This is a genomic window from Polaromonas sp. P4_F6 (assembly GCF_056401275.1).
Window position 1 is genome coordinate 25,084 of sequence record NZ_JBFUJQ010000001.1, and the last position, 18,153, is coordinate 43,236.

Genomic DNA, 18,153 nt, shown 5'->3' on the forward strand with positions numbered 1-18,153 from the left:
TGTGTAAGCCACACGAACGGCCTAGGGGCTGTTCCTTTTTTAACTCAAGGAGAAATCGATGAAGTTCCTGCGCACCCTTTTTGTACCGCTGCTCAGCGCCGCGGTGGCCCTTGCCACCCTCCTCCCGGTCGCTTCACACGCCCAGGAAAGCAAGCCGGTCAAGAGCGGCTACCTCAGCGTCAATGGCGTCAACTACCACTACGAAGTCCACGGCAAGGGCGAGCCGCTGCTGTTGCTGCATGGCGGCCTGGGCCAGTTTGAGATGTTCGGCCCGGTGCTGGCGGGACTGGTCAAGACCCGCCAGGTCATAGGCGTGGACCTGTATGGGCACGGCCGCACGGCACTGACCGACAGGCCCGTGAGCCTCATCGACATGGGCGAGGACATGGCGCAGATCATCCAGCAGCTGGGCTACGGCCAGGTGGATGTGATGGGTTATTCCATGGGCGGGGGCGTGGGCTTTCGCCTGGCGGTGCAACACCCCGAGCGCGTGCGGCGCCTGGTGCTGGTGTCGGCCGGTTATGCGCAGGACGGCTTCTTCCCCGAAATGCTGCCTATGCAGGCGCAGGTCGGCGCGGCCATGGCCGACATGATGAAGGAGACGCCCATGTACAAGTCGTATGTGGCGGTGGCGCCGCGCCCGCAGGATTTCCCCAAGCTGCTGGACCAGATGGGCGCCATGATGCGCAAGCCTTATGACTATGCAGAAGACGTGAAAAAACTCGCGATGCCGGTGATGCTGGTGTATGGCGACAGCGATATGTACCGCCCCGAGCACATCGTGAAGTTCTACCAGCTGCTGGGCGGCGGGCTGAAGGACGCGGGCTGGGGCCGCGAGAACATGGCCAAGAACCGGCTGGCGATATTGCCGGGGTACACACACTACGATCTGTTCCTGGCGCCCGCACTGGTGCCGACGGTGCTGCCTTTCCTGGATGGGAAGAGCAATACGGCCAGCTGGGCGCAGCAGGTCGAAGGACAGGCGCAGCGCAAGTAAGCAAAAATCCGCCCAAGGAGACATCGCCATGGCCCCAAGGGCAACCACCCCCACCCTCACCGCCTTTGAACGCTCGCCCGACCGCGGCAGGGGCCTGGCGCGCGACATGCGCGTGCGCTGGGCGCTGGAGGAAGTGGGCCTGGCTTATGAGGTTCGTCTGGTGTCTTTCGCGGCAATGAAGCAGCCCGCGCATCTGGCGCTGCACCCTTTCGGGCAGATCCCGACCTATGAAGAAGGCGGGCTTGCGCTGTTCGAATCGGGCGCCATCATCCTCCACATCGCGGAGCGCCACGCCGGCCTGCTGCCTGAAGATGCCAATGCCCGCGCCCGTGCGATTGCCTGGATGTTTGCCGCGCTCAATACCGTGGAGCCGCCGATTGTGGAGCGCAGCATGGCCTTCATCTTCGAGCAGGACAAGCCCTGGTACGCAGAGCGCCAGCCCATGCTGGAGGAGCGCGTACACGCGCGGTTGGGCGAGCTTTCAAAACACCTGGGTCATGCCGACTGTAATGCCGACTGGCTGGACGGCGCCTTCAGCGCCGGTGACCTGCTGATGGTGACGGTGCTGCGCAGGCTGGAGAGCTCGGGGCTGCTGGATCAATATCCGACGCTGTCGGCCTATATCGCGCGGGCTGTGGCGCGGCCGGCTTACCGGCGGGCTTTTACGGCGCAGCTGGCGGTGTTTACGGGTTCGTCAGCGGGCGGCTGACGAGATCGTGCAACCATGAACGCTACATAATTCAACGCGTAGCTGAAGTTAAGCTGCAGCCGACAGAAGCGTCCAAGGCTGCTGGAGCCCTTCATAATCAAGACCTGCCCCCGCTTTTTCGAGATGCCTACCTTTCATCATGGATAAATTCTTGCTGCAGCAGCAGGTGCTAGAACGGCTCGCCGAAGACCTGCTGCAAGCCGAACAGGCAATGCGGGTGGCCTATGAAACGGCGACTCACGAAGAAAACATCGCCGAAAACAAATACGACACATTGGGACTCGAAGCCGCATACCTGGCCACCGGCCAAGCTCGGCGCGCCGAAGGCATCCGCCAGGCGATGGCCAATTGGCGCCAATTCCGCCCGCGCCCCTACGACTCCAGCAAAGGTATACAGCTCGGCGCGCTGGTCTGCCTAGTCGATTCCGACGACAAGCAGCAACAGCTCTTTCTCGGGCCGGATGGGGGCAGCATGAAGTTGGTCAGCGGCGCTCAGCTCGTTCAGGTCATCAGCAGCGAAGCCCCTTTGGGCAGGGCCATGCTGGGTAAATGCGAGGGAGATGAGGTGTGGATACAGGTGGCTCCAATCCGACAGCAGTTTGAGGTGCTGCGGGTTCATTGAGCCGCAAGCAAGCCCACTCCGAATTTCGACACGCAACGTGTGATCGATATTGAACGTCGCCACTGTCGCCGTAATACCTTTTTGAAATACCAGTCCGTTAGGGATACCCCTGGCGTTGCCTACTAACTTGAATGCGGACTGTGAACGCAACACACCCACGTATTCGCTTGCATATAAAAATACGCCTCCCAGCCCTTAGCGCAGGAAATGGGTGGCTCGCCGAGGGCCACGGTGCAGAACGGTGGGACCTTTTCCGCCGCGGGTTTGACGGCTTCTTTCTTGCCTTCCGTTTTAGGGGCGGCGATGGCCGGCGTCGTTGTTAACAGCGCGGCCAATGTGAGGGCAAGGGCGGTGGGCACGCGATGCAGGATTTTGTGCGACATATTTTCTCCAAGGGTGAAGGGAAAACGGCAGTTTTGATCCGGTGGTAATCTGGGCGAGCCAGTGGGCTAAATGTAGGCCAGCCAGGACGTAAAAAAACCCTCCGATTAGGGGAGGGTTTGCTTAACATCACAAAGACCGTGGTGTTATCAATGGGTTTTATGAGACAGCAAGCTTGATTCAGCACATCACCGGATGTACGCCGCCAATTCATCGGGGCTTCCTTCGGGGAAGGCCTCCTTGAGAAAGTTCAGGAAGGCGGACACCCGGGCGCTCAGCAGGCGACGCGATGGGTAGAGCGCCCATAGCGCAACCTCCGGCCCCGAGACGTCCCCCCATTGCACCAGCGTTCCGGCCGCCAGGTCGGGGATGACCAGCGACAGGGGAAGGCGCGCCGCACCGACATTCGCACGGACCGCATCGCGGACCATGAAGAGCGATGCCAGGCTAAGGACGGGCTGGACCGTCAGGCGCTTCTTCTTTCCCTTCTCCGTGAATTCCCAGACATCCGTCTGTTCGCCGATTGCGCCTCCCCGCAGCACAACCGGAATGCGCTTGCGCTCCGGCGGACGGCCTATGGACTGAAGCCATGGCAGGTCCTCTGGTCCAGCACCTGCCGATAAAGAAAGAGAAGTGCGTTCAGCGCCTGTCGGTGGGTGGCCGAAGAAACCTGGCATTCATCGGCCAGCATGGTCAGGAAAGCTTCAACCTCGGCTTTACCCATGTCGCGCGGATGCCGCATTTTGCCGCCCCGCCCGTGCCATCGGATGAAGAATCGGACCCAATGCAGGTAAGCTTTTTCGGTTTGCAGGCTATAGTGCAAATACCGGATACGCTCACGCACCTGATCCAGCAACCGCGTGGGCTGCAAAGCTGGTGCGGCGACTCTGTCAGGGCTGATATACCTATTCATTTATCCAATAAAGTGAAGTAAGCCCATGCTTTCAAACAATTTTTTGAACCATGGTCGCCGGTGTTATCTGACTGGTGGCCATGTTATTCCGCAGTTTTGCGGGATATATCAAAGTTATCCGGCATGAATACGACCGCGCTGTCCCTACGCGCACGTGCACTCGGCGAGCGCACCGGTACGTCGGCGGCGGCCGTTGCAGAAATGATTCGCGGCAGCCAGTTCGTTCTCTCTGAGGGGGAGCTTGAAGCACTGGAGCGTCGCGACGAAATTCTCGGAGGATGGGTCTTCTCGTACCGATTTCATCAAGCAACGCCGACGGCGCAAGCGGCAATTCTCGAAGAGGGGTTGAGCAACGCGAACCCGCGGGTGAGAGAGCAGGCGTGCGACTTGATCGGCGACCGGCAGCTTTCTCACATGAGGGGAAAGCTCACGGCTCTGATTGCAGACCCAGTCCCGTTTGTCGCAGAGGCAGCGAGGAGCAGCGATGCGATGCTTGCCGGATAACTTGTCAATCGACACGGCCCCCCAACAGCAGGAGGCGGCTTCGCCGCGAGTGTTGGTAGTCCGGTCATCTTTACGTTAGATTACACACCCACATCAAACCGGAGGGAAGACATGGAGAACACTTCTGGCCAAGGCGCCGCGGCAACCGTGCCCGCAGAAGTAGACAAATGGAACTGGGGAGCCTTCTTCCTCAATTGGATCTGGGGAATCGGGAACAACACGTTTATCGCTTTCCTCATGTTCGTTCCCCTGGTGAACTTCATCATGATCTTTGTGCTGGGCGCCAAGGGCAGTTCCTGGGCTTGGCGTAACAAACGCTGGGAAAGCATAGATCAGTTTCGCGCTACACAGCGAAGCTGGGCCAAGTGGGGAGCAATTGTTTGGGTAGCTTTCGCCGCGCTCTTCGTCGCTTTGTTCTTCACCATCTCCGCAGCCTTCAAGAGTTCTGAGGCATTCAAGTTGGCGCTGGGCAAGCTAGAGTCACATGAGCAAGCAGTTCAGTTGATTGGCAAGCCAGTCTCCACCGGCATGCCGATGGGAGAGATTCACGTCAATGGCGCCAACGGAAACGCCAACATTTCGTTCAGTGTCGAGGGGCCGAACGGCAAGGGAACCGCCTATGTCCAAGCCACCAAGAGTCTCGGTCAATGGAAGCTGGATCAATTGATTCTTGAGCAAGACGGCACAGGTCGTCGCCTTGATCTCACCCAGTGATCTAACCCCTCCGTCAAGGGGGCGGCTTGCGCCAAGGCGCAAGACGTCCCTTACGTCGAACATTAACGCTCAATCTCATGGCTCGATCATTCTTTCTCTATTGCATTTTGCTATTGCCAATCCTTGCATTGGCTTCGGACCCCATTCCAAAGTCCGCGCCGAACTGTGACATAGAGGTACCCCCAGATGGAGCGGGCGAAGATGCGGTGCACACCGTATTGGTCAAAGTTTTTCCGAGGAAAAGCGCCGTAAGTTCCGACTACTCTGGCTGCCAGACCGCATGGTTTCAAAAAGGCGAAACTTGGGAAAGATTTTCTGTTATGTTCTTTCAAAAAGGACAATTGTTAACTTGGTTGTCGAGCGATGACGGATCAGGTCCGCTTGGGCTAGTGTGCCGGTTCTCCAATGGCAAACTCGCGGCAAAGCAGCCAGCGAAGTGCTATGTGCCAATTGCAGGACTACAGCCAACCTTTGCTCCGGGTTGCATGGCAGAAATGATTAAGTCAGGGAGCATTAAAAAAGAATGCGATACATTGGAACGCTGAGCGTTAACAGGTTGTTCGTCGCGGACAAGCAGCAGCAAAAGGCCGCTGCGCGGCGTGTACTGTCTGCCGGACAACGCCAACGTTAGCGCTCACATGGAAGCCTTCTCGCCCGTTCCACGCAACAAGCATGATTTTGAGCGACTCAATGCTTTGGTAGCTGCGGGGCCGAGTGCCGCTGTTCCATTCTTGGATGAACTGCTGCACTGGCTCCAAGACATCAATTGGCCCATCGCCCCCCCTCTTGCCGACTTCCTTATTACAGTTGGTGAGCCCCTGCTACCCCATCTCAGGAAGGTTCTGAAATCTCACGACGACATGTGGATCTATTGGGTCTTGAGATACGTTGTCGCAAGACTCCCGCCACATCTCGTGCGGGAGCTTCGGGAGGAGATCGTTGCATTGGTCGGCGTTGCGGAGAACGATCACGTTGCATTCTGCGTGGGGAGCGCTGCAGGTGTGTGGGATGATCAAGAACTGAGGTACATGCTCGCGAATAGGATAGTCGCCTATGAAGAGTATGTTCGCGACCTCAAGGCGATTCAAGCCAAACTGGGTGGGAGATGACCCCTAACAGGTCAATCGACGCGGATCCATGCCTGCAGGAGGCGGCTTCGCCGCGGGTTGTTGTGGTTTGGTCATCTTCACGTTAGCCGCCTACAAATGCACGTCCGTACACTTCACAGAGCTTCCGCACTCGTCATTGCTGCGTTTGCTTGTCTGCACCTCGCGAACCACCTCGCCTCACTGGTAAGCATTTCCTCGCACGTCGCATTCATGGAGGCCGCGCGCCGCTTGTATCGCCAACCATTGGTCGAGCCTGCGCTTCTCGCCTGCGCTGCATTCCAGGTCTGCAGTGGTATGTGGCTTGTCATTCGAGGCTGGCGGCACAGGGTGGGCTTTGTCGCTTGGCTGCAGGCGGGCGCAGGCATGTACCTGGCCCTGTTCCTGCTGGTGCACCTCGGCGCGGTGCTTTATGGGCGCATGGTCCTTCAACTCGACACCAACTTCTACTACGCCGCCGCAGGCCTTCATGTGCCGCCCAACCATTTCTTCTTTGCACCGTACTATTTCCTCGCCTTCTTAGCGCTGTTCACACACCTTGGTTGCGCCGCATATTGGCGCCTTCAGCCCGTCTCTGCGCGGGCAAAGGTGGCTACGCTCGCGTTGCCCATGCTTGCCGGGGGCGTTGTGTCGCTACTCCTCGTGTTGTCACTCGCGGGTCAATTGCGTCCCTTTGAAGTGCCAGCGAAATACAAGGCCACGTATGCTCGCCAAGACGGCTAACCCTTCCATCGAGGGGACGTTCCAAAGGCCGCTTCGCGCCCTTTGTCCCGCTCCTTATGTCAAACGTTAACCATCTTTCCCGGCCGAAAATGAAAAACCTATTTCCCGCGTTGGTTGGTTCTGCGGTGAGCTTCGCATTCAGCGCGATCTGCGGAACGGCATCCTTCAACCTGTTTACATGGTTGGAGTCAGGAACAAAGTTCAACTTTTCGCAGGCACTTGCCCAAACAACTCACTACCCGCTAGTCTATTTCGTTGGGTTGGGGCTAGGAGTTATTGGCGGCGTCTTAGGCGGCTACGTCGCATCGAGAGTTTCCAAGCAGCAGCCATACTTGGCAGCGCTGAATACCGGCGTCTTCAGCATGCTGTGGTCTGTCGTTATGTACGCTTCCCCGGTGAACGACAGTCGCTTAGAAATCTATGCGGTGTTCTCCTCATTCATCCTGCCGATCCCTCTTGCTCTCTTCGGTGCGCGCTGGCAACTGCGTCATCCAGCAGATGGCTAACCCTTCAATCGCGAGGACGTCACCCGGTAAGCCGGGCGCTGCCTCTCATCTCAAACGTTGGGCATCACAATGAAGCAGCACAGGATCGACGGCGCTGAAGATATCAACCCAGTCAGCATTGCCAAACACATCGATGCTGGCGAGCGTGTGATCGTTCAGTATTCGAAGAGCGGCTATTCCACACAACAGCTAACACTACTGAACCAGCTAGCGAAGCATCATGGTCGGAGTTTTGAAATCCGCTTTTATGGCCACTACTCCGAAGTTTTTGACGCCTCAGTATTGCGGTTCATTCCTGACGCCCAGTGTGTTTCGATAGATTGCCTTATGAAAGCGTCGAATCTTGAGACATTGTCCCAAATTCGATCTCTTGCAGAGCTTAGCCTTGGCGTGTTCGAGCTTGAAGATGCTGACGTTCTCAGCTATTGCAATCTCCAATCTTTGAAAGTGCTGTCGTTGGGAGATACGAGAAAGTGCAATATTGATTTTCGGCATCTCTCAAAGTGTGTTGATATGGAGCAACTTCACACGACCGGCCACACCAAGAATATTTCAACTATCTGCAGTTTGCCGTTGCTAAGAGGCTTATCCCTTTCTTCGATTAAGAAGAAGGATGGCATCGAGTTCGTTTCCAGTATCCCGAAATTGAAAACATTGCGCCTCATTCTTGGTGGTCGCGCGTCCATAGCTCATGTAACTTCAACACAGCTTGAGTCACTAGAAGTAATTCGAGTTCAAGGTCTGGAAGACTTGGGTGACCTAGGGCGTTTCGAAAATCTGGAGCGCTTTCTGATAGAAGACCAGATTAGGTTGGCAGACATAAAGGTTGGCCCCAACCCCAGATTGATAGACATGAAGATCATCAACTGCAAAACGCTTGCAAAGATTACGGGTATCGAGGACTTGAAGGGACTCTCGTCATTGCGGATTTATAAAGCGGCGATTGACTACGATAGTTTCGTCGCAGGTTCGGTGCTCAGTAGTCTAAAGACCTTCGCGTTCCACACAGGCAAAAGGAAGCGTGACTCTGAAATTCGCATGGACTTGGAAAAAAGAGGCTTTCATGAGCATGCCCGTCTGTGATGCCCAACCACTCAATCCAGGGGACTCCGAAAAAGCTATGCTTTTTTTCGCCCCTGATTTCCAACGTTAGCCGTATGCAGAAAGACGACGTTGCATTCGTATCGGGTTTCCTTCGTGCGTTCGCCATGGCAAACGCCGGAGTAAATTACGGGCCGGACTACTGGCTGGAGAGCGTCCCTCGCCTTGGCTCGGCAATCGAAAGCGTCGTTGCGTATCACGAACACACCAGACGGCACTACGGAAAGATTTACCCGAAATATGACCTCATGCCAAAGCTGACGCCTGCGCAAGGCTGGAGCACCGAGCTTCCAGTGCTGTTGAGAAAATGGCTCTTTGAGGGCGAGTTTTCTCCGAAGCTGGGGCTCGATGGAATCGATGGGGCTGCCTGGGTTGTTGAATATCTCGTCGAGAAACTGAAACAGTCCTTCGAAGGTGACGTGTCCGTCTTCAAAGCTACGATATTTTTCAGCGAGAACGAAGCCGATGACTGGCTTTTTGAAGACTCTACCGGGCTGTACCACCTTCATCTTGGCTGGAGCGATTGAGCGCGCATACGGCTAACCCTTCCATCGAGCGGACGGTTTCCAGCGGGCTGGTGTCACCTTGAAAACGACCCAGGCGTTTGCTACCTGCTGCCTCGGTGAGAATCGAGTCACCGCTCTCGATCTTCGCAATCGCAGGTTTCGTGGGAATACGCTGGCCGCGAAACGTCCAGTCCATTTGCAGAGTGCCGTCCACCAGGTTCCATGTCCCATCAAATACGACCTCGCCATGCTGGCGAATGAATTGTTCGTTTCGACATGAAATTTCGACACGCAACGTGTGATCGATATTGAACGTCACCACTGTCGCCGTAATACCTTTTTGAAATGCCAGTCGGCTGGGGATGCCCCTGGCGTTGCCTACTAACCCGTATTGCCACGCACCAATCAATTCAGCATCGGTGAGGGTGGGCTGAGCAAGGACTTGATAGGGCGCAAGACCAACTAGGACTGCCGCCGTGGCAAATGCGTGTCGGAGGTGAGCTTTCATTCGAGGGCGCGTAATGTCTGCTTATGGCCGAAAGCGGCCGTTAAGAGGCGCTGCGCACCTTGGCTGAATACGGATCGCGACTGCAACACGCCCACGTCACCGCAGATTCAATATAAAAGTCCTTTGTGCCGATAGCGCAGGAAATGGGTGGGAGGTTGGGGACCGCGGTGCAGAACGGTGGGATCCCTTCCGCCGCGGGTTTGACGGCTCCGTTCTTGCCTTCCGCTTTAGGAGCGGCGATGGCCTGCGTTGTTGTTAACAGCGCGGCCAATGTGAGGATAAGGGCGGTGAGCACGCGATGCAGGGTTTTGTGCGACATACTTTCTCCAGGGGTGAAGGGTGAAGGGTGAAGGGTGAAGGGTGGAGGGGGAACGGCAGTTTTGGCAGTTTTGATCCGCTGCTAATCTGGGCGAGCCAGTGGGCTAAATGTAGGCCAGCCAACACGTAAAAAAACCTCCGATTAGGGGAGGGTTTGCTTAACATCACAAAGACCGTGGTGTTATCAATGGGTTTTATGAGACAGCAAGCTTGATTCAGCACATCACCGGATGTACGCCGCCAATTCATCGGGGCTTCCTTCGGGGAAGGCCTCTTTGAGAAAGTTCAGGAAGGCGGACACCCGGGCACTCAGCAGGCGGCGCGAGGGATAAAGCGCCCACAGCGCAACCTCGGGCCCCGAGACGTCTCCCCATTGCACCAGCGTTCCGGCGGCCAGGTCGGGGATGACCAGCGACAGGGGAAGGCGCGCCGCACCGACATTCGCACGGACCGCATCGCGGACCATGAAGAGCGATGCCAGGCTAAGGACGGGCTGGACCGTCAGGCGCTTCTTCTTTCCCTTCTCCGTGAATTCCCAGACGTCCGTCTGTTCGCCGATGGCGCCGCCCCGCAGCACGACCGGAACGGGTGCGCCGCCCGCGGGCCGGGGAAGCCCGGGGTGCGCCACCATCACGATGCGGTCTCTCAGGAAGATCCGGCCGACCAGGCTTTCGTCCGGAGCCGGATTGACGCGAATCACCAGGTCGTAGCCCTCTTCCACCATGTCCACGGGGCGGTCTTCCGTCGTGACCTCCAGGCGGATGGCGCGATGTTTCATGGCGAACTGGGCGGCCAGCTTTCCCATGGCGGCCTGCGAGAAGAGCAAGGGCGCACTCACCCGCAACCTTCCTCGCGGTTCGTCACCGCCGGCGGAAATCGCCGCCGTGGCCTCGTCGAGCTCGACAAGCAGCACGGAGGTCTTCTCGAACAGCGCCCGCCCTTCCTCGGTGAGCTTGAGCGCGCGCGCTCCCCGCTCGAAGAGGCGCAGGTTGAGGCCGCTTTCCAGGTCGGCCACCCGGCGGGACAGGGTGGCCTTGGGGCGCCCTGATTCGCGGGAGGCCCGCCCAAAGCCGCCATGCCGGGCGACAAGCGTGAAGTCAGCGAGAGCGAGCAAGTCCATGTGTTCCACCAGTGAGACAGATTGTCTAAATATAACGGCTATCGGACATTTGGCGAAACGATGAAGATCAAGGCTCTTTCAAACCAAACGGAGTAATTTTCATGACCATCCTGATCACCGGCGCCACCGGCAACGTCGGCCGCCAAGTTGTCCAGCAACTCGTCAACCGGGGCGCAGATGTGCGCGCACTCGTGCGCGACCCCTCCAAAGCCAACTTTCCGGCGAGTGTGAACGTCGTGCAGGGCGACCTGCTCGACGTGGATTCCATGCGCCTGGCCTTCAAAGGCGTCTCCACCCTGTTTTTGCTCAATGCGGTGGTGCCCGATGAATTCACCCAGGCCCTGATCGCGCTCAACCTGGCACGCGAGGCGGGCATCAACCGCATCGTCTACCTGTCGGTGATTCACAGCGACAAGTACCTGAACGTTCCCCACTTCGCGGGCAAATTCGGCGTCGAGCGGATGCTGGAGCAGATGGGCTTTGGCGCCACCATCCTGCGGCCGGCCTACTTTATGGACAACGAGCACAGCATCAAAGACGTGGTGACGGGCTACGGCGTGTACCCCATGCCTGTCGGAAGCAAGGGCCTGGCCATGATCGATGCGCGCGACATCGGCGAGATCGCAGCCATCGAGTTGCTGCGCCGCGAACGCGCATCCGGCCCGCTGCCTCTGGAGCGGATCAACCTGGTCGGTCCGGACACGCTGACCGGAGAAGCTGTCGCCGCGATCTGGGCTGGCGTTTTGAACCGCCCCATCACCTATGGCGGCGACGACACGGCCGGCTTCGAGAAAAACCTGCGCAATTTCATGCCCGCATGGATGGCGTATGACATGCGCCTGATGAGCGAGCGCTTCCTGACGGAGGGCATGGTTCCCGAAGCGGGCGACGTAGAGCGCCTGACCCAGCTGCTGGGCCGCCCGCTGCGCAACTACCGCGACTTCGCCGCCCAAATCTCGGCACCGGCCTGAGCGCCGGCCTTCAAAACTTCAACCAAGGAAACCATCATGATCTATTCGACTGCCACCGCCCAGGTCAACCCACCAGGCGAAGTCCCCCTCACGCGCGCCCAGGCCTGGGCCGGCCTGGTCCTCAAGGCGCGCGATGCGCGGCTTTTTTTGCCGCCCGGCCTTTGCACTTATTGCGAGCTCGTGCAAGAGAGCAAGACCCACATCGTGCGCGAAGCCACCATCGCCGGCACGGACCTTCGTGAAATCATCACCTTTGAGCCGGAGAGCAAGGTGACCTTCTTCCAGGCCACCGGCCCGCGCGAAGGCACGATTGTCAACGAGCTCTTTGAAGACGATGCGGGACAACTCCAGCTTCGTTTCTATTGCTACATCGGCCTGCGCGGCCAGGAGCCGAATGGCCCCGAAGAGCAGGCCGAACAGGCGCAATTCGACAGCGACAAGGGCTACAAGGCAGCCCTGCTGTCAACGCTCAAACGCACGCGCGAACTGCTGGCGCAAGGCAAGCTGTCACTGCCAGGAGCTGCGCAATGAACGCCGTCAACACTGTGCATCCCGATCTTGCACGCCCGAATATCCTGGTGCTGGGCGCCACAGGCGGCACGGGCCGGCTGATCGTGAAGCAAGCCCTCGCGCGGGGGTTTGCGGTTCGGGTACTGGTGCGCTCGCCCGCAAAGGCCGCCGGCCTGGACGGCGCCGAGGTCTTCATCGGTGACGCCCGCGACGAAGCCGCGTTGCGCAAGGCGCTGGAGGGCCGGGATGCCGTGGTGAGCGCCCTGGGTACGCCGGTCAGCCCGTTCAAAGAGGTGACGCTGCTGTCGTCGGCAACAAAGGCGCTTGTGACCGCCATGAAGGCCGCCGGGGTCTCGCGCCTCGTGTGCATCACCGGCATGGGGGCGGGTGACAGCGCCGGCCACGGAGGGTTTGTTTTCGACCGCTTGATTTTTCCCGCCCTCTTGCGCAAGGTGTACGCCGACAAGAACCGGCAGGAAGCGATCATCAGGGACAGCGGCCTGGACTGGGTGCTGGTGCGCCCTTCAGTGCTGAATGACAAAGCCCCCAGGCACGAGATGCGAGCCCTCACGGACCTCTCCGGTTTTCATGGCGGGACGATCGCCAGGGCCGACGTCGCGAGCTTCGTCCTGGACCAGGTGCACGCCGACACCTGGCTGGGCCGCTCACCGCTCATTAGCTGGTGAACCCGCACAAACGCCAGACAAGGAAACAACCATGACATCCGCCGCAGCAACAGCATCCGCAACAGTGATAACAACGGTCGAAGCCTCCAGGGAAAAGACCTTCTTGCACATCGTCCCCATAGCCCTCCCATCGATCTTTACCGGGTACGGCCCGCTCCCGTCGGTAACGAAGACGCTGAACCAGACCGGCCCGTGGGATGCCGCGGGCCGGAGCCGAACCGTGGTTTTTTCCGACGGGAGTTCCGCCCGGGAGACTTTGACAAGCTACGAATACCCGGGCCGCTTCGCCTACCGCATCACGGAGTTCACGGGAGTGTTGCGTTTTCTTGCCAGCGAAGCACGCGGCGAGTGGTGGTTCGAAGACGTGCCAGGACGTTCCGCAACGGCTGTTCGCTGGCGCTACGAGTTCATCAGCCGGTCGGCCGTCCTGAAGCCTCTGGTCAGCCTTTTTACGCGGACCTTGTGGCGGGCTTATATGGACAAGGCGCTGCGTCTATCCAGGGAACAGGTGGAGGGCAGGCAAGCAGGGAACACATCTTGAAGCGAAGCTGGGTTGAGGCGTCCGGCGAAGATGCTTGCCATCTGCGCCGTGCTCCCGGTTCCGCAAGCCGCGCATAAGAAAGCTACTCAGCCGTCTCGCCTGAATCCTTGATCACCTTTTCCCAGCGCGCCATTTCCGCCTGAACATAGGCTTTGTGGCCGGACGCGCTAAGCCTGGCATCGGTCACAAGATGCAAGCCCAGCGCTTCCTGGCGCTTGATCAGGTCCGGGTCTTTGAGGGCTTCGCGCAGCGCGGCATTGAGCCTGGCCAGAACCTCCGGCGGCGTGCCGCGCGGCGCATACACCCCATGCCAGACCGTGACGTTAAAGTCCGTGAGGCCGGCCTCGGCCAATGTCGGCGTTTGCGCAAGCGAGGGCAGGTTCAGGCGCTCCTTGCTGCTGACGCCATACACCTTCACTTTTTTGCCCTCGATTTGCGGCACGGCGTTGGTCGCCTGTTCGCACATCAGGTCTACCTGCCCGCCTATCAAATCCGTCATGGCGGGGGCGGTTCCCTTGTAGGGGACCGCCACCATTTTGGACTTGAGCGCACTTTGCAGCATCAAGCCGCAAAGGTGTGAAGCGGACCCGACACCCGCGTTAGCCAGATTCACACGGCCACCGGAATCCGCGATCCACTTGCGCAGTTCGGCAAGGTTGTTGGCCGCGAGTGTCGTGCGGCCGATCAGCACGGACGGTGCTTCGTTGACCAGGCCCAGGTACTCGAAGTCCTTCAGGGTGTCATAGGGCAATTTTTTGTACAGGGCCGGCGCGGTTGCAAGGCCGATGTGGTGCACCAGCAGCGTATAGCCGTCGGCCTTGGCGCGGGCAACGCGCGCCGCGCCAATGGTTCCGCCGGCGCCGGCGGTGTTGTCAACAATGACGGTCTGGCCCAGCGGCTTGCGCAGGGCTTCGGCCAGGTCGCGCGCGATTTTGTCGCTCGGCCCGCCGGCGGCGAAGGGCACCACTAGGGTCACCGGCTTGTCCGGGTATTGCGCCCAAACCGACGGCACGGCTGACACCGCCGACAATCCCAGCAACACCGAAACAAGAACCCGTTTAAACATCCACTTATTGTTTCTCACCCGTTGTCTCCTTTTGTAGTCGTTAATCGCTGACCGCTATCCGCCAACGGCCAATGGCCAATGGCCAATGGCCAATGACTAATCGTTATCCGCTAATAGAATCAGGCGGAAAGGGCTTGCATCTGCGCGTAAAGGTCCGCCTTGCCTTCAAACCCAATGCCGGGCAGTTCGGGCAAAGTTACATGGCCGTCGATTACCTTGACGCCATCAGGGAAACCGCCGTAGGGCTGGAACAGGTCGGGATAGCTTTCATTTCCGCCAAGGCCGAGGCCCGCTGCAATGTTGAGGGACATCTGATGCCCGCCGTGGGGAATGCAACGCGCGGGCGACCATCCGAACTGCTTGAGCACTTCGAGCGTGCGCAGGTATTCAACCAGGCCATAGGACAGCGCGCAGTCGAATTGCAGCCAGTCACGATCGGGCCGCATGCCGCCATAACGCAAGAGGTTGCGGGCGTCCTGGTGCGAGAACAGGTTCTCGCCGGTGGCCATGGGGCCGGGATAGAACTCGGAAATCGCCGCCTGCAGGGCGTAGTCAAGCGGGTCGCCGATCTCTTCGTACCAGAACAGCGGGAATTCGCGGAGCATCTTTGCATAGGCAATGCCGGTTTCCAGGTCGAATCGGCCGTTCGCATCCACGGCAAGCCGGGCCTGTGAACCGATCTCTTTCAAGACCGCCTCGATGCGCGCCCGGTCTTCGTCGATGGAGGCGCCGCCTATCTTCATCTTGACCACGTTGTAGCCGCGATCCAGGTAGCTGCGCATCTCGGCGCAAAGCGCCTCGTTGCCTTTGCCCGGGTAGTAATAGCCGCCGGCAGCGTAGACAAAAACGCGCGGATTGGCCTCGCGTCCATGCCGCTCGGCCAGCATGCGGAACAGAGGTTTACCCTCGATCTTGGCGACCGCATCCCATACCGCCATATCGATGGTGCCCACGGCAACGGAGCGTTCGCCATGGCCACCGGGCTTTTCGTTGCTCATGGCGGCCGCCCAGACCTTGGCCGGGTCAATGTTGGTGCCCTTGGCGTCGATCAGGCTCTCTGGCGCCGCTTCAAGAATACGGCCGCAAAAGCGCTCGCGGATCAGCCCACCCTGCCCATAACGGCCGTTGGAGTTGAACCCGTAGCCCACAACTGGCTTGCCGTCCCGGATCACGTCCGTGATCACGGCCACCAGGCTCAAGGTCATCTTGCTGAAGTCGATGTAGGCGTTACGGATGGGTGAACTGATGGGGAGGGTTTTCTCCCTGATTTCAACGATTTTCATGGGGGTCTCTATGACGGGCTGTGATGATGGTCGTTATGATCGCGAAGGCTGCCGCATTTGACCAATGCTGTTTTTCTTTTCTTCAATGCTTTCAAAGCACCGGGCATGAATTTCTCCTGGCTCGAAGATTTCTCCGCGCTGGCGGCAACAGGCAACTTCTCCCGCGCGGCCGAAGAGCGCCACATGACGCAGCCTGCTTTCGGGCGCCGGGTGCGCGCCCTGGAAGAATGGATAGGCACGGAACTCTTTGACAGAAGCTCGCAGCCGGTCCGGCTGACCGAAGCCGGCCGGTGGTTCCAGGGCATCGCCAATGATTTGACGGCCCAGGTGGCCCGCGTACCGGGCGAGGCCAGGATCATTGCGGAAGCAAGTTCGCATTCCCTGCGGTTTGCCGCAACCCACGCGCTGTCGTTTACCTTCATGCCGGCCTGGCTGCGCAGTTTTGAAGCGCACACCATGGCCGGAACCATGCACCTGGAGTCCGACGTGCTGGCGCGCTGCGAGGCATTGATGGAGCAAAGCAAGGTGCAGTTTGTGGTGTGCCATGCCCACCCTGAGGCGCCAGGGGGTCTTGAGGCCGGCGGTTTTCCCTCCATTCAAATTGGCGCCGACTACCTCATGCCGGTGACGGCGCTTGATGCCTCAGGCCGCCCCCTGCACACACTGAAAGCGGGCAAGACACCGGTATCCCTTCTCGGCTACAGCGCCGAATCGGGGCTTGGCCGCATCCTGCGCGAAACACGGTTTGAAGCCATGGAGAAGGTCACCACACAAACGGTGTTCACCGCGCACCTGGCCTCGGTGTTGAGAACCATGGTCCTCGAAGGCCGCGGCGCGGCATGGCTGCCGCAAACCCTGATTCACGACGACCTGGCAAGCGGCCGCGTGGTTGAAGCAGGAGCGCCTGCCTTACGCCTTCCCCTTGAAATCAGGCTCTTCCGGTCCCGCAATTCAATGGGGCGAGCCGCGGAGGCGCTTTGGGATGCTGTGACCAAGCCGCATGACCTTACTTCCTGACGCTCCTCTGGCGTTCGCTCCTGGCCTTGTACCCTTTCGGGGTGATACCCGCTTATGAGCAAGGCGGGCGCGCTGTTCGAATCCGGCGCGATCACGTGGATGTTTGTCGCGCGTGGTGAGGCGCGGCCAGCTTACCGGCGGGCTTTTGCGGCGCAGTTGGCGGTGTTTAAAGGCGCGACGGAGGCGAGCTGACGGAGATTGGCGCAGTGCACCAGGCGGACACTAGCTCAACCAGAAAACCGTGCCACCAGCACGGCGCACGCGGTTCGCACTTCGGCGCTCCAGAAACTCTCCAACTCGCGGGCTTCCTTGTCGCATTGGTCCAGCCACGCTTGTGCACATTGCGGGCGATTCTCGATTCCTGGCAAATGATCCGATTCACTGTCAATGCCTACAAAGAGCATGAAGTCGGGATCATGGTCAATCGGCGAAGCCAGCCAGCGCATGGCCGCGACCCGTCTAATGCCATCAACGAAGCTGACCTGTCCCGCCGCGAGTTCTTTCGCAGCGCTCACGACTTCGTCATACACCTTGCGTAACTGCCCTTCATCGAGTCTGTTCACTGAATCCTCCAGTCTTCGCTTCCGACCGATGGTTGTCATGAAAACTGCGACCTGAATGGGCCCTGGCGCACTTCACACTCACGGCCGCCAAATCCCAAGCTCCCCATTGGGCTCCACCGAGGTCAGCATCATCTGCCCACGCCAGTCAACCAGAACAAGCTTGTATTGCGTGTACAGGCGGATGAAGGCGGCAGTCAGGACACGCTCGTCGCCACCGCGCTCCACCATGGCCGCCAGTGAAGTGACGGTGGACCCATCGGCGATGCCGTAGAGAAATACCGAGCCTGTCAGCCGGATGGTGAAGCCGCCCTTGACCTGGCCCAGGGGGGCCGAGGTGGTGGTCAGGATGGGCGCCGGTGCCATATTGCCTTGAAGCAAGGTGGCTACTTCTTTAGGGCCTGGCGTGCCGGCAAGGGGTGTGCCCGTCATACGCCGGGCGTAGATGTCCTTCCAGCCCTGCGGAACGCGGTTTTGCTGCTCGAATGCCTTGAACTCTTTGAGCCGCGTCTGGAGCTCCGGCAGGCGGGCCGCGGGAAAGAACTCAATCTGGCGCCATTCATCCTCGTGGAATTGCGGCGCACCTGCAGAGGATTGCGCCGTGGGCGCTTCAAACTGCAGCTTGTCCGCCGCGATGGTGGCCATGGTGAAGCCGATGTTGCGGGGGTCCACGGTGGTCACCGGCGGTGCGGCCATGGCGGCATGGCTGAGGCTGAGGACCCAAAGAGCAGCGAGGAGTGGTTGCTTGAGTTTCATACTTTGGGATTGATCATGCTGTTGTGGCGATCTCT

The 18,153-nt window shown here is 59.2% G+C and carries 26 protein-coding genes and 1 pseudogene; 17 read left to right on the forward strand and 10 right to left on the reverse strand.

Annotated features, from left to right (window positions below; genetic code table 11):
- Positions 1-58: 58 nt before the first annotated feature.
- The 3 genes from AC1DUN_RS00115 to AC1DUN_RS00125 all read left to right on the forward strand — a co-directional run bounded on the left by AC1DUN_RS00115 (position 59) and on the right by AC1DUN_RS00125 (position 2,328).
- On the forward strand, positions 59-997 hold the full coding sequence (locus AC1DUN_RS00115) for an alpha/beta fold hydrolase (protein WP_477712192.1): 939 nt from the start codon (positions 59-61) through the stop codon (positions 995-997).
- A gap of 28 nt (positions 998-1,025) precedes the next feature.
- Positions 1,026-1,706 carry a glutathione S-transferase family protein gene (locus AC1DUN_RS00120; RefSeq protein WP_477712193.1) on the forward strand — a complete coding sequence of 227 codons (681 nt, stop codon included), beginning with the start codon at positions 1,026-1,028 and terminating at the stop codon, positions 1,704-1,706.
- A gap of 139 nt (positions 1,707-1,845) precedes the next feature.
- The gene (locus AC1DUN_RS00125) at positions 1,846-2,328 is read left to right on the forward strand and encodes a GreA/GreB family elongation factor (RefSeq protein WP_074580397.1); all 483 of its coding nucleotides are present in this window, start codon (positions 1,846-1,848) and stop codon (positions 2,326-2,328) included.
- A gap of 122 nt (positions 2,329-2,450) precedes the next feature.
- Here the strand turns inward: AC1DUN_RS00125 and AC1DUN_RS00130 are convergent, their stop codons facing one another.
- From AC1DUN_RS00130 to AC1DUN_RS00140, 3 genes and pseudogenes are all read right to left on the reverse strand, one after another.
- The gene (locus tag AC1DUN_RS00130) at positions 2,451-2,711 is read right to left on the reverse strand and encodes a hypothetical protein (protein ID WP_477712194.1); all 261 of its coding nucleotides are present in this window, start codon (positions 2,709-2,711) and stop codon (positions 2,451-2,453) included.
- 186 nt (positions 2,712-2,897) lie between these two features.
- Positions 2,898-3,278, reverse strand: a pseudogene (locus tag AC1DUN_RS00135) (LysR substrate-binding domain-containing protein); the annotation flags it as partial.
- A 5-nt stretch (positions 3,279-3,283) separates the two neighbouring features.
- Positions 3,284-3,622 carry a phage integrase N-terminal SAM-like domain-containing protein gene (locus AC1DUN_RS00140; protein WP_477712195.1) on the reverse strand — a complete coding sequence of 113 codons (339 nt, stop codon included), beginning with the start codon at positions 3,620-3,622 and terminating at the stop codon, positions 3,284-3,286.
- A 123-nt stretch (positions 3,623-3,745) separates the two neighbouring features.
- On the opposite strand from AC1DUN_RS00140, the gene AC1DUN_RS00145 reads away from it, so the two are divergent.
- From AC1DUN_RS00145 to AC1DUN_RS00180, 8 genes are all read left to right on the forward strand, one after another.
- On the forward strand, positions 3,746-4,126 hold the full coding sequence (locus AC1DUN_RS00145; RefSeq protein ID WP_477712196.1) for a hypothetical protein: 381 nt from the start codon (positions 3,746-3,748) through the stop codon (positions 4,124-4,126).
- Positions 4,127-4,237: 111 nt separating this feature from the next.
- A complete protein-coding gene (locus AC1DUN_RS00150; protein ID WP_477712197.1) occupies positions 4,238-4,840 on the forward strand; it encodes a cytochrome c oxidase assembly factor Coa1 family protein in 603 nt (200 codons plus the stop codon).
- 77 nt (positions 4,841-4,917) lie between these two features.
- The gene (locus AC1DUN_RS00155; protein ID WP_477712198.1) at positions 4,918-5,385 is read left to right on the forward strand and encodes a hypothetical protein; all 468 of its coding nucleotides are present in this window, start codon (positions 4,918-4,920) and stop codon (positions 5,383-5,385) included.
- 93 nt (positions 5,386-5,478) lie between these two features.
- Positions 5,479-5,949 carry a DUF5071 domain-containing protein gene (locus tag AC1DUN_RS00160; RefSeq protein ID WP_477712199.1) on the forward strand — a complete coding sequence of 157 codons (471 nt, stop codon included), beginning with the start codon at positions 5,479-5,481 and terminating at the stop codon, positions 5,947-5,949.
- Between the two features lie 96 nt (positions 5,950-6,045).
- A complete protein-coding gene (locus AC1DUN_RS00165) occupies positions 6,046-6,669 on the forward strand; it encodes a hypothetical protein (protein WP_477712200.1) in 624 nt (207 codons plus the stop codon).
- 56 nt (positions 6,670-6,725) lie between these two features.
- Positions 6,726-7,175: a hypothetical protein gene (locus AC1DUN_RS00170; protein WP_477712201.1), complete on the forward strand. Its 450-nt coding sequence runs from the start codon at positions 6,726-6,728 to the stop codon at positions 7,173-7,175.
- 69 nt (positions 7,176-7,244) lie between these two features.
- A complete protein-coding gene (locus AC1DUN_RS00175) occupies positions 7,245-8,258 on the forward strand; it encodes a hypothetical protein (RefSeq protein WP_477712202.1) in 1,014 nt (337 codons plus the stop codon).
- Positions 8,259-8,332: 74 nt separating this feature from the next.
- Positions 8,333-8,803: a hypothetical protein gene (locus tag AC1DUN_RS00180; RefSeq protein WP_477712203.1), complete on the forward strand. Its 471-nt coding sequence runs from the start codon at positions 8,333-8,335 to the stop codon at positions 8,801-8,803.
- On the opposite strand, the gene AC1DUN_RS00185 is transcribed toward AC1DUN_RS00180, so the two are convergent.
- The 3 genes from AC1DUN_RS00185 to AC1DUN_RS00195 form a co-directional block, all read right to left on the reverse strand.
- Positions 8,763-9,290, reverse strand: a complete 528-nt coding sequence (locus AC1DUN_RS00185; RefSeq protein WP_477712204.1) for a hypothetical protein — start codon at positions 9,288-9,290, stop codon at positions 8,763-8,765. The genes AC1DUN_RS00180 and AC1DUN_RS00185 overlap by 41 nt on opposite strands.
- Before the next feature lie 40 nt (positions 9,291-9,330).
- Positions 9,331-9,609, reverse strand: coding sequence for a hypothetical protein (locus AC1DUN_RS00190; protein WP_477712205.1), 279 nt, complete (start codon positions 9,607-9,609; stop codon positions 9,331-9,333).
- 222 nt (positions 9,610-9,831) lie between these two features.
- Positions 9,832-10,728 carry a LysR family transcriptional regulator gene (locus AC1DUN_RS00195; RefSeq protein ID WP_477712206.1) on the reverse strand — a complete coding sequence of 299 codons (897 nt, stop codon included), beginning with the start codon at positions 10,726-10,728 and terminating at the stop codon, positions 9,832-9,834.
- Between the two features lie 101 nt (positions 10,729-10,829).
- Here AC1DUN_RS00195 and AC1DUN_RS00200 point away from each other — a divergent pair, with 101 nt between their 5' ends.
- From AC1DUN_RS00200 to AC1DUN_RS00215, 4 genes are read left to right on the forward strand one after another with little or no spacing between them, the layout of a single operon-like run.
- Positions 10,830-11,699 carry an SDR family oxidoreductase gene (locus AC1DUN_RS00200; RefSeq protein WP_477712207.1) on the forward strand — a complete coding sequence of 290 codons (870 nt, stop codon included), beginning with the start codon at positions 10,830-10,832 and terminating at the stop codon, positions 11,697-11,699.
- 36 nt (positions 11,700-11,735) lie between these two features.
- Positions 11,736-12,230 (forward strand): SRPBCC family protein, encoded by a 495-nt coding sequence (locus AC1DUN_RS00205; protein WP_477712208.1) that lies wholly within the window; start codon positions 11,736-11,738, stop codon positions 12,228-12,230.
- Entirely contained in the window at positions 12,227-12,895 is a 669-nt protein-coding gene (locus tag AC1DUN_RS00210) for an NAD(P)-dependent oxidoreductase (protein ID WP_477712209.1), read from the forward strand. Before AC1DUN_RS00205 ends, AC1DUN_RS00210 begins: the two co-directional genes overlap by 4 nt.
- Positions 12,896-12,926: 31 nt before the next feature.
- Positions 12,927-13,436, forward strand: a complete 510-nt coding sequence (locus AC1DUN_RS00215) for an SRPBCC family protein (protein WP_477712210.1) — start codon at positions 12,927-12,929, stop codon at positions 13,434-13,436.
- 82 nt (positions 13,437-13,518) lie between these two features.
- Here the strand turns inward: AC1DUN_RS00215 and AC1DUN_RS00220 are convergent, their stop codons facing one another.
- Both AC1DUN_RS00220 and AC1DUN_RS00225 read right to left on the reverse strand, forming a co-directional pair.
- Entirely contained in the window at positions 13,519-14,502 is a 984-nt protein-coding gene (locus AC1DUN_RS00220; protein WP_477712211.1) for a tripartite tricarboxylate transporter substrate-binding protein, read from the reverse strand.
- Between the two features lie 119 nt (positions 14,503-14,621).
- Positions 14,622-15,785: a mandelate racemase/muconate lactonizing enzyme family protein gene (locus tag AC1DUN_RS00225; RefSeq protein ID WP_477712212.1), complete on the reverse strand. Its 1,164-nt coding sequence runs from the start codon at positions 15,783-15,785 to the stop codon at positions 14,622-14,624.
- Positions 15,786-15,842: 57 nt separating this feature from the next.
- On the opposite strand from AC1DUN_RS00225, the gene AC1DUN_RS00230 reads away from it, so the two are divergent.
- Together AC1DUN_RS00230 and AC1DUN_RS00235 are read left to right on the forward strand one after the other, a co-directional pair.
- Positions 15,843-16,802, forward strand: coding sequence for a LysR family transcriptional regulator (locus tag AC1DUN_RS00230; RefSeq protein ID WP_477712213.1), 960 nt, complete (start codon positions 15,843-15,845; stop codon positions 16,800-16,802).
- 54 nt (positions 16,803-16,856) lie between these two features.
- Positions 16,857-16,994: a hypothetical protein gene (locus AC1DUN_RS00235; protein WP_477712214.1), complete on the forward strand. Its 138-nt coding sequence runs from the start codon at positions 16,857-16,859 to the stop codon at positions 16,992-16,994.
- Between the two features lie 35 nt (positions 16,995-17,029).
- Here the strand turns inward: AC1DUN_RS00235 and AC1DUN_RS00240 are convergent, their stop codons facing one another.
- Together AC1DUN_RS00240 and AC1DUN_RS00245 are read right to left on the reverse strand one after the other, a co-directional pair.
- Entirely contained in the window at positions 17,030-17,365 is a 336-nt protein-coding gene (locus AC1DUN_RS00240; RefSeq protein ID WP_477712215.1) for a hypothetical protein, read from the reverse strand.
- A 78-nt stretch (positions 17,366-17,443) separates the two neighbouring features.
- Positions 17,444-18,118, reverse strand: a complete 675-nt coding sequence (locus tag AC1DUN_RS00245; protein WP_477712216.1) for a hypothetical protein — start codon at positions 18,116-18,118, stop codon at positions 17,444-17,446.
- Positions 18,119-18,153 lie beyond the last annotated feature (35 nt).

Excerpts from the sequence above, each read along its gene's own strand:
- AC1DUN_RS00175 (WP_477712202.1), top strand. The coding sequence starts at position 7,245 with ATGAAGCAGCACAGGATCGACGGCGCTGAAGATATCAACCCAGTCAGC.
- AC1DUN_RS00220 (WP_477712211.1), bottom strand. The coding sequence starts at position 14,502 with ATGTTTAAACGGGTTCTTGTTTCGGTGTTGCTGGGATTGTCGGCGGTG.
- AC1DUN_RS00190 (WP_477712205.1), bottom strand. The coding sequence starts at position 9,609 with ATGTCGCACAAAACCCTGCATCGCGTGCTCACCGCCCTTATCCTCACA.
- AC1DUN_RS00160 (WP_477712199.1), top strand. The coding sequence starts at position 5,479 with ATGGAAGCCTTCTCGCCCGTTCCACGCAACAAGCATGATTTTGAGCGA.
- AC1DUN_RS00145 (WP_477712196.1), top strand. The coding sequence starts at position 3,746 with ATGAATACGACCGCGCTGTCCCTACGCGCACGTGCACTCGGCGAGCGC.
- AC1DUN_RS00115 (WP_477712192.1), top strand. The coding sequence starts at position 59 with ATGAAGTTCCTGCGCACCCTTTTTGTACCGCTGCTCAGCGCCGCGGTG.
- AC1DUN_RS00155 (WP_477712198.1), top strand. The coding sequence starts at position 4,918 with ATGGCTCGATCATTCTTTCTCTATTGCATTTTGCTATTGCCAATCCTT.
- AC1DUN_RS00235 (WP_477712214.1), top strand. The coding sequence starts at position 16,857 with ATGAGCAAGGCGGGCGCGCTGTTCGAATCCGGCGCGATCACGTGGATG.
- AC1DUN_RS00215 (WP_477712210.1), top strand. The coding sequence starts at position 12,927 with ATGACATCCGCCGCAGCAACAGCATCCGCAACAGTGATAACAACGGTC.
- AC1DUN_RS00195 (WP_477712206.1), bottom strand. The coding sequence starts at position 10,728 with ATGGACTTGCTCGCTCTCGCTGACTTCACGCTTGTCGCCCGGCATGGC.
- AC1DUN_RS00180 (WP_477712203.1), top strand. The coding sequence starts at position 8,333 with ATGCAGAAAGACGACGTTGCATTCGTATCGGGTTTCCTTCGTGCGTTC.
- AC1DUN_RS00200 (WP_477712207.1), top strand. The coding sequence starts at position 10,830 with ATGACCATCCTGATCACCGGCGCCACCGGCAACGTCGGCCGCCAAGTT.
- AC1DUN_RS00165 (WP_477712200.1), top strand. The coding sequence starts at position 6,046 with ATGCACGTCCGTACACTTCACAGAGCTTCCGCACTCGTCATTGCTGCG.
- AC1DUN_RS00170 (WP_477712201.1), top strand. The coding sequence starts at position 6,726 with ATGTCAAACGTTAACCATCTTTCCCGGCCGAAAATGAAAAACCTATTT.
- AC1DUN_RS00120 (WP_477712193.1), top strand. The coding sequence starts at position 1,026 with ATGGCCCCAAGGGCAACCACCCCCACCCTCACCGCCTTTGAACGCTCG.
- AC1DUN_RS00125 (WP_074580397.1), top strand. The coding sequence starts at position 1,846 with ATGGATAAATTCTTGCTGCAGCAGCAGGTGCTAGAACGGCTCGCCGAA.
- AC1DUN_RS00130 (WP_477712194.1), bottom strand. The coding sequence starts at position 2,711 with ATGTCGCACAAAATCCTGCATCGCGTGCCCACCGCCCTTGCCCTCACA.
- AC1DUN_RS00140 (WP_477712195.1), bottom strand. The coding sequence starts at position 3,622 with ATGAATAGGTATATCAGCCCTGACAGAGTCGCCGCACCAGCTTTGCAG.
- AC1DUN_RS00210 (WP_477712209.1), top strand. The coding sequence starts at position 12,227 with ATGAACGCCGTCAACACTGTGCATCCCGATCTTGCACGCCCGAATATC.
- AC1DUN_RS00225 (WP_477712212.1), bottom strand. The coding sequence starts at position 15,785 with ATGAAAATCGTTGAAATCAGGGAGAAAACCCTCCCCATCAGTTCACCC.
- AC1DUN_RS00185 (WP_477712204.1), bottom strand. The coding sequence starts at position 9,290 with ATGAAAGCTCACCTCCGACACGCATTTGCCACGGCGGCAGTCCTAGTT.
- AC1DUN_RS00245 (WP_477712216.1), bottom strand. The coding sequence starts at position 18,118 with ATGAAACTCAAGCAACCACTCCTCGCTGCTCTTTGGGTCCTCAGCCTC.
- AC1DUN_RS00205 (WP_477712208.1), top strand. The coding sequence starts at position 11,736 with ATGATCTATTCGACTGCCACCGCCCAGGTCAACCCACCAGGCGAAGTC.
- AC1DUN_RS00150 (WP_477712197.1), top strand. The coding sequence starts at position 4,238 with ATGGAGAACACTTCTGGCCAAGGCGCCGCGGCAACCGTGCCCGCAGAA.